Source organism: Flavobacterium sp. KKT103 (assembly GCF_055640565.1).
In genome coordinates, this window is sequence record NZ_CM145766.1 from 2,834,838 (window position 1) to 2,847,733 (window position 12,896).

At 34.0% G+C, this 12,896-nt stretch carries 13 protein-coding genes and 1 pseudogene; 12 read left to right on the forward strand and 2 right to left on the reverse strand.

The genetic code is table 11. The features are described 5' to 3' along the window. Window positions 1–40: 40 nt before the first annotated feature. The 12 genes and pseudogenes from ACZ2G0_RS12150 (at window position 41) to ACZ2G0_RS12205 (ending at window position 12,033) form a co-directional block, all read left to right on the forward strand. Window positions 41–619 (forward strand): AAA family ATPase, encoded by a 579-nt coding sequence (locus tag ACZ2G0_RS12150; RefSeq protein WP_470307823.1) that lies wholly within the window; start codon window positions 41–43, stop codon window positions 617–619. Continuing rightward, window positions 616–3,153, forward strand: coding sequence for a heavy metal translocating P-type ATPase (locus ACZ2G0_RS12155; RefSeq protein ID WP_099715373.1), 2,538 nt, complete (start codon window positions 616–618; stop codon window positions 3,151–3,153). The genes ACZ2G0_RS12150 and ACZ2G0_RS12155 overlap by 4 nt, the downstream gene beginning before the upstream one ends. 34 nt (window positions 3,154–3,187) lie before the next feature. Then, on the forward strand, window positions 3,188–4,432 hold the full coding sequence (locus ACZ2G0_RS12160; protein WP_417980980.1) for a hypothetical protein: 1,245 nt from the start codon (window positions 3,188–3,190) through the stop codon (window positions 4,430–4,432). 11 nt (window positions 4,433–4,443) lie between these two features. Then, window positions 4,444–5,508 (forward strand): YncE family protein, encoded by a 1,065-nt coding sequence (locus tag ACZ2G0_RS12165; protein ID WP_417980978.1) that lies wholly within the window; start codon window positions 4,444–4,446, stop codon window positions 5,506–5,508. A gap of 113 nt (window positions 5,509–5,621) precedes the next feature. Beyond that, complete coding sequence (locus tag ACZ2G0_RS12170) at window positions 5,622–6,332, forward strand: PepSY domain-containing protein (protein WP_113634458.1); 711 nt, start codon at window positions 5,622–5,624, stop codon at window positions 6,330–6,332. A 45-nt stretch (window positions 6,333–6,377) separates the two neighbouring features. Beyond that, window positions 6,378–7,247: a DUF2911 domain-containing protein gene (locus tag ACZ2G0_RS12175; RefSeq protein ID WP_086452976.1), complete on the forward strand. Its 870-nt coding sequence runs from the start codon at window positions 6,378–6,380 to the stop codon at window positions 7,245–7,247. 26 nt (window positions 7,248–7,273) lie between these two features. Next, entirely contained in the window at window positions 7,274–7,759 is a 486-nt protein-coding gene (locus tag ACZ2G0_RS12180) for a DUF305 domain-containing protein (RefSeq protein ID WP_225872940.1), read from the forward strand. 39 nt (window positions 7,760–7,798) lie between these two features. Continuing rightward, window positions 7,799–10,390: a multicopper oxidase domain-containing protein gene (locus ACZ2G0_RS12185; protein ID WP_220485218.1), complete on the forward strand. Its 2,592-nt coding sequence runs from the start codon at window positions 7,799–7,801 to the stop codon at window positions 10,388–10,390. A gap of 205 nt (window positions 10,391–10,595) precedes the next feature. Next, complete coding sequence (locus ACZ2G0_RS12190; protein WP_099715367.1) at window positions 10,596–10,943, forward strand: four-helix bundle copper-binding protein; 348 nt, start codon at window positions 10,596–10,598, stop codon at window positions 10,941–10,943. 86 nt (window positions 10,944–11,029) lie between these two features. Continuing rightward, complete coding sequence (locus ACZ2G0_RS12195; protein ID WP_099715366.1) at window positions 11,030–11,452, forward strand: membrane or secreted protein; 423 nt, start codon at window positions 11,030–11,032, stop codon at window positions 11,450–11,452. Window positions 11,453–11,497: 45 nt separating this feature from the next. Beyond that, a pseudogene (locus ACZ2G0_RS12200) lies at window positions 11,498–11,590 on the forward strand (heavy metal-binding domain-containing protein); the annotation flags it as partial. Beyond that, a complete protein-coding gene (locus ACZ2G0_RS12205) occupies window positions 11,590–12,033 on the forward strand; it encodes a universal stress protein (protein WP_158234602.1) in 444 nt (147 codons plus the stop codon). The pseudogene ACZ2G0_RS12200 and the gene ACZ2G0_RS12205, both read left to right, overlap by 1 nt. A 169-nt stretch (window positions 12,034–12,202) precedes the next feature. Here the strand turns inward: ACZ2G0_RS12205 and ACZ2G0_RS12210 are convergent, their stop codons facing one another. Beyond that, entirely contained in the window at window positions 12,203–12,577 is a 375-nt protein-coding gene (locus ACZ2G0_RS12210) for a DUF4136 domain-containing protein (RefSeq protein WP_086452971.1), read from the reverse strand. Next, window positions 12,564–12,836: a DUF4136 domain-containing protein gene (locus tag ACZ2G0_RS12215; RefSeq protein ID WP_086452970.1), complete on the reverse strand. Its 273-nt coding sequence runs from the start codon at window positions 12,834–12,836 to the stop codon at window positions 12,564–12,566. The genes ACZ2G0_RS12210 and ACZ2G0_RS12215 overlap by 14 nt, the downstream gene beginning before the upstream one ends. Window positions 12,837–12,896: the final 60 nt, after the last annotated feature.

Here is a 12,896-nt window from a genome sequence, read left to right on the forward strand (position 1 = left end):
AAAACCATAATAAATAGAAAACGAATTGAAACTAGTATGAATGAATTATGTTCTACTTGCAATTTTAAAAGTGATGAAAATGGACAATCAAAAAGTAGATACCAATTGGTATGTTATTACAGGTGGACCTAGTACAGGTAAAACAACAGTAATTGATATGTTATCGAAAAGGGGCTACAAAACAACTATTGAACACGCCAGACATTACATTGATAGCATGAGGGAAGAAGGTAAAAGTCTAGAAGAAATAAGAGAAAATAAAAGACAATTTCAATTAGCTGTGCTAGATATGCAAATTGAACAAGAAGCGGAATTATCACCTATTGAAACTGTTTTTCTTGACAGGGCTATTCCTGATGCGATGGCCTATTATCAGTTTTTAAATCTTGATTATGACGAAAAATTACTTAATGCCATTAAGAGGGTGTCTTATAAAAAGATTTTTATTTTAGACCGATTACCTTTTACAAAAGACTATGCAAGAACAGAAGACGAAGAAGCACAAAAAACCATTCATAGATTAATTTTCGAGGTTTACAATTTATTAAGTTTTCCAGTCATTTTTGTTCCATTATTAACACCAAATGAAAGAGTAAATTTTATTTTAAAAAACATATGATACATACCTATAAAATTACCGGAATGACTTGCGATAGCTGTCGTTCTAAAGTGGAAAAAACATTGAATGCCATCGATGGAATTCAAGCAACGGTTACTTTGAATCCTCCAATTGCAACTATAACAATGGAAAAACACATTCCACTGGATCAATTTCAAGAGGCATTAACAACCGTTGGAAAGTACACTATAGAAATGAGTAGCGCTAACGATACAACTCACAAAACTGTCAATGAGCCAATAACAAAATCGTGTTGCAGTACTAAAACTAGTGATAACATGGATACAATACCTTCACTAAGTAATGCTCAAGGCAAATACTATTGTCCGATGCATTGTGAAGGAGACAAGGTTTACGATAAGCCCGGGAGTTGTCCAGTATGCGGAATGAATTTAGAAAAAGTTCATGAATTAAGTGCGGTTAAAAAATTATACACCTGTCCGATGCACCCGGAGGTAATCAAAGAAGAACCTGGCTCCTGCCCTATTTGCGGAATGGATTTAGTACCAATGGAACCTACAGATAGTGAAGACAAAAAGGTTTACAATGATTTGCTTAAGAAAATGAAAGTAGCAACAGCCTTTACAATTCCTGTTTTCGCAATAGCTACTATAGAAATGATGTCAAATAATCCGTTAGAAAAGATAATGGGCATTTCATACTGGAATTGGGTACAATTGATTTTGACGCTTCCCGTGGTTTTTTATGCGTGTTGGATGTTCTTTGTTCGCGCTTGGAAGTCAATTGTTACCTGGAATCTCAACATGTTTACGCTGATAGGAATTGGTACTGGAGTAGCTTTCTTGTTTAGTTTGGTTGGCATGTTTTTTCCTGATATTTTTCCAAATGAATTTAAAACCGAAAGCGGCACAGTGTTACTTTATTTTGAAGCAACAACGGTCATATTAACCTTGGTTTTGTTAGGCCAATTATTAGAAGCAAGAGCACACAGTCAAACTAGCGGTGCCATAAAAGAATTATTGAAATTAGCGCCCACCGAAGCGACTTTGGTTATCGAAGGAGGGGACAAAGTAATCTCGATTCACGACATCAAAAAAGGAGATTTATTACGAGTAAAACCGGGAGATAAAATTCCAGTAGATGGAAAAATTACTGATGGAGAAAGTACTATAGATGAATCTATGATTTCAGGAGAGCCTATTCCTGTTGATAAAAAGATTGATGATTCAGTTATAGCGGGAACCATAAACGGAAATAAATCCTTTGTTATGATTGCCGAGAAAGTTGGTTCGGAAACCTTGCTTTCGCAAATTGTTAAGATGGTAAATGATGCGAGCCGATCCAAAGCACCCATTCAAAAACTCGCGGATAGCATTGCAAAATATTTTGTACCGATTGTAGTTGTAGTTTCTGTCTTAACCTTTTTTGTTTGGGCAAAATTTGGACCGGAACCTGCCCTAGTCTATGGTTTTATCAATGCCATTGCAGTATTAATAATTGCCTGTCCTTGTGCTTTGGGATTAGCCACACCAATGTCGGTAATGGTCGGCGTAGGTAAAGGAGCACTATCAGGTGTTTTGATAAAAAATGCTGAAGCATTAGAGAATATGAACAAGGTAAATGTTCTGATAACTGATAAAACAGGTACCATTACCGAAGGAAAACCTTCTGTCGAAAAAGTGTTCTCCTTACAAAATGACGAAAATGGGCTATTGCAAAATATCGCTTCTTTAAATCAGTACAGCGAACACCCATTGGCGCAAGCCGTAGTCAATTTTGCAAAAGCAAAAAATATTTCATTAATCGAAGTCAACGATTTTGAAGCCATTGCTGGAAAAGGAGTTATTGGGACGGTAACCAATAAAAAAGTGGCACTCGGAAATAAAAAACTAATGGAACAAGTGAACGCCACAGTTTCTGATGAATTGGAAAATAAAATTGTAGCCGAACAAAAACTAGGAAAAACAGTTTCTTATATTTCCATCGATGGGGTTGCTTTGGGTTTTGTAACCATTACAGACAAGATAAAAGAAACAAGCAAAGAAGCAATAAAAGAACTGATGCGTCAGGGTGTTGAAGTAATAATGATAACGGGCGACAATGAAAACACCGCAAAAGCCGTCGCTGCCGAACTCGATCTTAGTTCATTCATCGCAGGAGCCCTCCCCGAAGACAAACTAAATGAAATTAAGCGCCTCCAATCCCTCGGAAAAATTGTCGCGATGGCAGGAGACGGCATCAACGATGCCCCTGCATTAGCACAGTCAGACATCGGAATTGCCATGGGTACCGGAACTGACGTGGCGATAGAAAGTGCTAAAATAACTTTAGTAAAAGGCGATTTACAAGGTATTGTGAAAGCCAAAAAATTGAGCCACGCAGTAATGAGTAACATTAAACAAAATTTGTTTTTTGCCTTTTTCTACAATGTTTTAGGTGTGCCAATTGCAGCTGGAGTTTTATATCCATTTTTCGGGATTTTACTTTCTCCTATGATAGCAGCTTTGGCAATGAGTTTTAGTTCAGTATCCGTAATTGTAAATGCGTTAAGATTAAGACGTTTGAAACTTTAGAAAATGTGAATAGAAATTTATATGGTAAATTAAAATGAATAACCTTACTCAAATAGTCCAACAATACAAAACCGATGCCGAAAGTGTTTATAATACTTGGTTTGTCGATAACGACCAAAGGCTAAAAGCATTTCGAACCATTCGTAGAGGAATTTTACAAGTTATTGACGATATCAAAGACAAGACTTTTCCAAATGATTTTAAAGGGAGTAGTTTAGAATTTGTGTTGAGTTGTATTGCAGAACAAAAACAAATTTTTGTAGGTGTGGCACATCCTTTTTATTGGAAACCAAAATTAAGAATTCCAGATATTTACGAAAATCCAAACAATAAAATTGCTTTCGGCCAATTTCTCGAAAACTGCATCAATGCCAAAACCGAAGAACAGATTATAAAAGAGATTGTTAAATTGGATGAGTTAAAAATAAAAGGTTTAGGTCCGGCGGTAGCCAGTATTTTATATTTCTTGCACCCCACTTGGTTTCCGCCATTCAATACGGCAATTCTCAACGGATTTAATTTTTTATTCAAAGACAAAAAGAAGTTAGGAAGTTGGACAGAATATTTAAAAATCCGAGAAACATTAATTGAAACTAACAGCAAACACAAAGCAGAATTATCTAACGATTTAGGAGCGATTGCCGGATTGTGTTTTGAGATTGGAACACAAAAAATGCTAATTGGTAACGATGAATATTTAAGCGAAGACGAACGCACAAAGTTCGAAAAGAATATACTAAAACGCCAAAAAGAAATTCAGGAAGAAAAATTAGCAGAAAACCTTCATAACGAAATGCAATACCATTTGTTAAAAATTGGCAGTTCATTAGGTTACGATGTTACTCCGGCCAGTAATGATAAAAGCAAAGCATTCAATGGTCAAAGTTTTTCGTTTATATCAATTAGTAAATTTCCTGAATTACCAACAGATAAAGACACCCAAAATACGATTAAACTCATTGATGTACTTTGGTTTAAAAAAGGGACAAACAATATTATTGGAGCATTTGAAGTGGAAAAAAGCACCAGTATTTATTCTGGAATTTTAAGACTTTCCGACTTGTATTTTAGTATTTCCAATGGCGAAGAGGTATTTTATATCATCATTCCGGACAGTCGCGAAAAAGATGTGATACAACAATTGAATAGACCTGTTATTAAAAATTCAAAAATGAATATCAAATACATACTATTTTCTGAATTGCGAAGTCAATGTGATGCGATTTGCAAGTTTGGTTCAGATTATTCCATTATGGAAAAAATAGCAAAATCAACTTAAATAATAAAAAAATGAAAAATCTTGCAGTACTAAAAAAAATTCAGATTATGGTAGTATTAGTAGTGACTGGCTTAATAATAGGCAGCTGCAATAATCCTAAAGAACCAATGCAATTAGCAAAAGTATACGTAGCTAATGAGGATGGAGGTAGCATTTCTGTTATAAACCTTCAGGACAGCACAAAAAATACAGAAATATCAATTAGTGACTCTTCAGGAATGATGTTTATGGCTCATAACGTACAAGTTGCACCTGATGGAAAATCTGTTTGGGTGACGGCAATACCTATGGATAGTACAGCAACAAACCAATTGATAGTAATCGATCCAAACACTAATTCAATAAAAAAGCGTATTGAACTTGGTAAGGATTTACATCTGGCTCATGTAGTTTTAGATAATAAATCTGAATATGCTTATGCAACTGCAAATGAAACAAATCAGATATTTCAAGTCGATGCTAAAACATATAAAATAACTCAAAAATTTGAGTTAGGAAAAGGATATTTACCACACGGTTTTAGACATCAAAACGGAAAACTTTATGTTGCAAATATGGATGCAAAAAGTATGTCGATTATTACTATTTCTGATGGCACAATAACAGACATTCCACTGGGAGGAGTGGCTGTGCAAGTTGCAACTACACAAGATGAAAAATTTATTTTTGCGAGTTTGTATGATACTAAAGAAGTAGTAAAATATGATATTAAAAATGCTCAAATAACAAGAATAAAATTGCCAAATGATGCGCAAGGTCCAATTCAATTATATGCCACGCCAGACAGTAAATTGTTATATGTAGCCGATCAAGGGGAAACAATGGGTAGACCTGTTTCAAATAAAGTTTTTGTAATTGACATAACAAGTAACAAAGTTATTAAAACGATAACCGTAGGCAATAAAGCGCATGGTGTAGTGATTAGCAAAGACGGAAAAACAGTTTATGTAACCAATAGTGGTGACAATACTGTTTCAGTAATAGAGGTGGCAACTCAAAAAGTAATTAATACAATTGCAGTAGGCAAAAAACCGAATGGTATAAGTTATTTGTCCGAAACGGGCGGAATGGAATAGAAAATTAAGCTATGAATATTCAAATATATTCTGTTTTAAATAAGTGAAATTTTAATGCGATTTTTAAGGTTGGTTCAGTTTATTTAACAATTAAAAAAAAAATTAAAAGGTAAATGATTAAAGGAAAAAAAGCAAAATGGATTAGAAAGTCTCACCGATATTTAGGAATATTTATAGGTCTTCAGTTCTTAATGTGGACCATTAGTGGTCTGTATTTTAGTTGGACCAATATTGATGACATTCATGGCATGCAATTTCATAAAAAAGGAATTGTTGCGCAGTCGTTTTCGGGTTTAATAAGCCCTTCCCTACTCCATCCTTCAATAGCAATCCAATCGATAGAATTAAGGGAGTTTAATAAGAACCCTTTTTATTGGGTTAATGGGAAGATGCTTTATAATGCCAAGACGGGAAAATTAAAAAAGGGTATCACTAAAGAAGAAGCATTGGCAATTGCAGATAAAAATATTGTATCAGGTTTAAAAGCAAAAGAGATACAACTCATTAAAGAAGTAGGGAAACATCATGAATATAGAGAGCATTTACTGCCAGCCTATGTTATATCCTATCAGGAACCGAATAATTTAAAGGTCTATATTTCGGCAAATGATGGTGCTTTTCAAACGATTAGACACCGCGATTGGAGATGGTTTGATTTTTTATGGATGACCCATACTATGGATTATGAGGGTAGAGACAATATGAATAATATTGTGTTAAGAGTCTTTTCATTATTGGGGTTAATAACCGTTTTAAGTGGTTTTTTACTTTGGTATATCTCATCGCCTACTATTAGAAAAATTTGGAGGAAAATAAAAAAATAATTTAAAATAATAAAAAACAGTAAAATCAATTTAAAATCAAAAACCATGAAAAAAGTAATTCTAATACACTTCTTTATTTTGCAAGCTTTAATAATTTCGGCACAAGAAAAAGTTCAAATAAAACTAACTTCTCCAAGTCCATCCGCATCGTTTGAACAAGAATTGGGAAGCACAATAATCAAAGTTTCTTACAGCAGACCACTAGCAAGAGGCCGTAAAATATTCGGTGAATTAGTGCCATTTGAAAAACTCTGGCGAACTGGCGCCAGTGATTGTACTACAATAACTACCAATGAAGATATTGTGTTTGGAAATACTACTTTAAAAATGGGTAGTTACTCAATATTCACAATACCTTCAAAAAAGGAGTGGACAATAATTATAAATACAGATACAACATTACACGGCGAAACTGGATATGATGATAAAAAAGATGTTTTTCGTCTTACAGTTCCAGTAGAAAGTACACCCAATTTTCATGAAACATTTACAATCGAAATAAATGACATTAACAGCAAAGGGGAGGGATTTCTAAAACTAATATGGGAAAATACTACAATAAAAATACCATTAAAAAGCAAAGCAGATGAAACTATTTTAGCAGTAATAGATAAAAACATTATTAAAGAAAAAATCCTTGATGCTAATTTATTATTTCAAGCGGCAAACTATTATTACAGTACAAACAGAGATTCCAAACAAGCAATAGCTTGGCTAATTGAAGCCGAAAAATTAGATCCGCAGAATTTTTACTATCCTAATTTGAGACAAAAAATAGCAACGGAACTAAAAGACTATCCAAGTGCAATTGAAGCAGGGAAAAAAGCTTTATCAATAGCAGAATTAAAAAAAATGAAAAGTGTTGAATCACTTAAAAAACAAATTTTAGAGTTAGAGTTACTATTGAAAAAATAATTAATTTAAAAAAAAAAAATATGGAAATGAAACACACAACAGAAGAGCATTCAAAAGAATTAAGTTTGACTATGTACAAGAAATTAGCGATTATGATAGTGTTATCATTTATAGCGATGTACATACTAATGTATTCAATGGTAGATGTTTTTGCCAATGTAATACCCAATATAAACCAATTTTACATGGCTGGACTGATGACCATGCCGATGCTCATAATTGAACTTCTAGTGATGGGTAGCATGTATGGAAATAAGAAATTAAATATTTCACTGCTTGTCACTGGTTTTATTGCTTTGATTCTATTTTTTGCAGGTATTAGGCAACAGACGGCAGTTGGGGATAAAGAATTTTTAAAATCAATGATACCACACCATGCCGCAGCAATATTAATGGGAAAAGAGTCATCGGTTACCGACCCTGAAATAAAGGAATTAATTAAAAATATTATTACCAGCCAACAGGCAGAAATTGAACAAATGAAAGCAAAGCTTAAAGAATTAGATAAATAACTCCAAAATAATTTGTAAATCAATTTTAAACTTAAAAAAATGAAAAAAATTATAGTATTAATATTCATCATGTCTATTTATTCCTTTGCCCATGCACAGGATATGAAAGGTATGGATATGTCAAAAAAGGAAAAGGCGCAAAAGGTGCAGCCCACAACGTATACCTGCTCAATGCACCCCGAAATTCACGCTGACAAACCGGGAAAATGTCCTAAATGCGGAATGACGTTGATAAAGGAGAAAGCTAAAACGGGTAAAAAAACGGTGGTGAAGAAGCATGATGAAATGCAAATTCCCATGAAAAAGACTTCTGAAAAGAAGGGTAGCATGGACAATATGAAAACGGATGCTAATGCTTCACATCAAAATCATAATATGAGCATTATGGATATGACAAAAGCAACTCTAGAAACCGTAACTAAAATTGAAAACAACACACCACCAAGAACAGTGCGTTACGATTTATATGTGCGAGACACCATCGTAAATTTTACAGGTAAACCTAAAAGAGCCATTGCTGTAAACGGACAAATACCGATGCCTACACTTACATTTACCGAAGGCGATACCGCTGAAATTTATGTACATAATGAACTGGATGAAGAAACATCGTTGCATTGGCACGGTTTGTTTTTACCTAACAAAGAAGATGGTGTGCCAAACTTAACACAAATGCCAATAAAGCCCAACACGACACACAAATATACATTTCCGATTATCCAACAAGGAACACATTGGTACCACAGCCATTCAGGATTGCAAGAACAAATCGGAATGTATGGTTCATTTATTATGAATAAAAAAACGGATGATCTAACTTTTAGAAAGGGTATTGATGATTTGCCAACCGTTCCTATAGTATTGAGCGAATGGACAGATCTAAATCCAAAAAATGTACATAGAATGTTGCACAACGCAAACGATTATCCAGCAATCAAAAAAGGAACAACCCAAAGTTATACAGAAGCCATAAAGCAAGGTTATTTAGGTGTTAAATTAAAAAATGAATGGAAAAGGATGAATGCAATGGATGTAAGCGATGTATTTTACGATAAAATCCTTATGAATGGTAAGCAAAGTACGGATGTGAAAAGTATTGATGGAAAACCTTTAAAAGCAGGTGATAAAGTACGTTTACGCGTATCTAATGGTGGGGCTTCTTCCTATTTTTGGCTTACTTATGCCGGTGGAAAAATAACGGTAGTTGCAAATGACGGTAACGATGTAGAACCTGTAGAAGTAGATCGATTAATTGTTGGTGTTTCTGAAACTTACGATGTTCTAGTTACTATTCCTGCCGATAAAACTGCTTTTGAATTTTTAGCCACCACCGAAGATAGATTGTATTCAGCTTCTTATTTTATTGGGGATGGTATCAAACAACTTATTACACCTCTTCCCAAGCTTAAATATTTTGAGGGAATGAAAATGATGAATGGGATGATGAAAATGAACGGCGATTTAGACGATATGGGAATGAATATGTCCTACAATCAAATGGATATGAATGTAGTAATGTACCCAGAAATTACCGGAGAACAAAAAAAGAAAAGCGATAAAAAAATGAAGGATATGAAAATGACCGAAGCCGATTATAATAGTAATGCGCTTTCGGATATTACTACCTTAAATTATGCAATGTTAAAATCGCCAACTAAAACGATACTTCCTAAAGATGCACCAGTAAGAGAATTAAAATTTGAATTGACAGGAAATATGAACCGTTATGTTTGGAGTTTAGACAACAAAGTGGTTTCCGAAGCGGATAAAATATTAATTAAAAAAGGCGAAAATGTTCGCATCACAATTCACAACAATTCTATGATGCGACACCCAATGCACTTGCACGGTCACGATTTTAGACTATTAAATGGTCAAGAGGATTATGCTCCTCTAAAAAACGTTGTGGATATAATGCCAATGGAAACCGATGTATTCGAATTTAATGCCAATGTAGAAGGCGATTGGTTTTTCCATTGTCATATTTTGTATCACATGATGAGCGGAATGGGCAGGGTTTTTAGTTATGAAAACCAAGCACCAAATCCCGAAATACCAGATCCTAAATTAGCACGACGAAAATTGTTTGCTGACGATAGAGCTTTTCACTTTATGGCAGAAAATGATTTTGCAACAAACGGAAACGATGGAGAAGCTATGTATCAAAGTACACGTTGGAGTATTGGAACAGAATGGAGATTAGGATACAATGATATGCACGGTTACGAAACCGAAACCCACATAGGTCGATATATTGGTAAAATGCAATGGCTAATGCCTTTCATTGGTTTTGATTGGAGATATAGAAAAGGGGGAATAGACAATCAAGAAAGAAATCTTTTTGGGCAAACCAATACCAAAGACAACAGAGCTGTTTTTAGTGCAGGGGTTAATTACACATTACCAATGCTTATAGTCGCTCAAGCCGAAGTTTTTACCGACGGAAATGTACGTTTACAGTTTGAACGAAAAGACATTCCAGTTTCAAAAAGACTACGAATGAATTTAATGTGGAATACCGACAAAGAATATATGGCAGGTTTACGCTACATTGTCAAAAGAAACTTTGGAATCACTACACACTATGATAGTGATATGGGAATGGGATTAGGTGCTACTTTTAATTATTAAGAAACTCAAATTTCAAATTTGTATGGAGGATGCTTGTTCTAAAAGACAAGCGTCCTTTTTTTGCAATTACATTTTTTACAAACCAATATACATTCCTGATAATGTGTGAATTATATAATTTTTATTAGAATTTCACAATACTTTTTCAAGTTAAAAAGCTACCTTTAAACTGCGAAAATTAATTCGCAATTTAAATTTAAAAAAGATGAGTCATCAAAAATTTAAAGATTGTATCGATGCATGTTCAGAATGTGCAGTAGAATGTTCGCATTGCGAAAGTGAATGCTTGAATGAGCAAGACGTAAAAATGTTAGCGCGTTGCATAAAACTAGATCATGATTGTGCAGCTATTTGTTTATTTGCAATGCAGGCTATGGCAAGCGGAAGTGAGTTTACGGAAAAAATCTGCAAATTATGCGCCGAAATTTGTACAGCTTGCGCCGAAGAATGTGAAAAACATGCACACATGGAGCATTGCAAAAATTGTGCGGAATCCTGTCGAAAATGTGCTGTTGAGTGCAGTAATATGAGTAAGTTAAGCACCGTAAAATGAGTAAAATGTGAGTATTTCAATCTCTTAAATAAAGTTTCGTTTAGAGGAATTATTTAAGAGATTTTAAACAATCAAAATTATAAACTATGAAAACATTACAAAAAATCACATTAATTATTGTATCGATTGGTTTGTTTACATCGTGCCAATCCAAAACTGATGTAAATCAAATTCTTTCAAATTCAGATACAAAAAAGGCAATTATGGATACTATTGCTAACAATAGCGATATGTCTAAAGATATGATGCAAGCAATGATGAACAGTAGTAAAGGAAAAATGATGATGACAAATCACGAAAATATGATGAAAATGATGAAGGATAATCCAGCTATGATGAAAGGAATGATGACCGAAATGATGGAAGCATCTAAAACAGATACTACGATGATGTCTGAAATGTGTAAATCGATGATGGATAATCCTAAAATGATGGATATGATGAATGATAAAAAAATGCAATCACACAAAATGACTGGAATGGATAAAAATATGGATATGTCCAAATAATACAAATACAAACAACATTAAAATATAAAAAAAATGGAAACTCAAAAAACGTATACCTGCCCCATGCACCCAGAAGTTACTTCGGATAAACCCGGAAAATGTCCCAAATGCGGAATGAATTTAATGGAGAAAAAAGAATGAAAATTCTACTAGCAACCGATGGTTCAAAATATAGTAAAACAGCAATTAATGAAATTGCCAACAGGCCATTTCCGCCCAAAACCGAAGTGTGCATTCTTGCCGCATATGAAATTACCTCCATTTTAAACACTTTAGAACCAATGGGTGTTTCTCACGAATACAATGCGAAATTTGATGAAAACGCATTTAAAAATGCAGAAAAAAATGCAAAAAGTGCAGCCGAAATTCTTGAAAATAAAAATCCAAATCTGTTAGTAACCACAAAAATAGTTGCAGGTTCACCAAAAAGTGTAATACTTAACGAAGCCGAAAAATTTAAAGCCGATTTGATTATAGTTGGTTCACACGGATATGGAGCAATCGAGCGTTTTGTTTTAGGCTCTGTTTCGCATTCAGTTGCGTTACATGCAAAATGTTCGGTAGAAATTGTTCGTAAATAAAAAACTTAACAATGGACAAACACATTTCCATTTTGTAGTACGGTATTATTGAACTTACTGTTAGATTTAAGAACCTAATGTAAGTTCGTTACTGAAAATATATTGTGAAAAAGATTTATATTCATTAATTTTTCTTGGTCTGTTGTTTAATTCATTACCAATAGAGAATCTAATTTTTTTTCGGACGCTTGTGTCCATTAATAGGTTTTATGGGATAATTATCAAGAATGTCATACACAGCAGGATGTAAGTTATCCCCAATATAAGATGGGTCATATAAATCCCCTTTAGCAGTTCCTGTCCATACAAGTTTATTCAGTTTCCTGTCAATTATATTCAGCGTGATTGCGCCTTCTGTATATTCGACCTTTTGGGTTACATAAGTGGTATAGTTGTAATTATAGTGATGGAGGTAATAGTGATTGCTGGGATAATGATAGTAATAGGGGTTGTGATAATACCAACCCGAAGGATAAGTGTAACCAGGAGTACTGACTGATTTCTCCTTTTTAACGGCAGTGATAACTAAGTCAAGAAAAAACATCCGGTGTATCAATGCTTATTTTGTATCCTCTCTCTCCCATGCAATGAGTGAAATAGTTGCGTGTATTGTTGCGAATAATCTGATTATTGTATTCGCCTTGAGCTGTGTCTTTATTCGGTAGCCACGCAAACGTTTTGTATTTTGTAAAATCAACACTGCGATCATAATCGGAAGTGATTTTCGTATAAACCCCGCATCCGGCAATAGCGAGGAAAAGAAGACCAATTAAATAGTTAAATAATTTTCTATGTGTTTTCATGTTTCTATTTTTTTATGCAACACTTTCTTAGTGAAGCTATTGTTATTTGATTTGAATGGA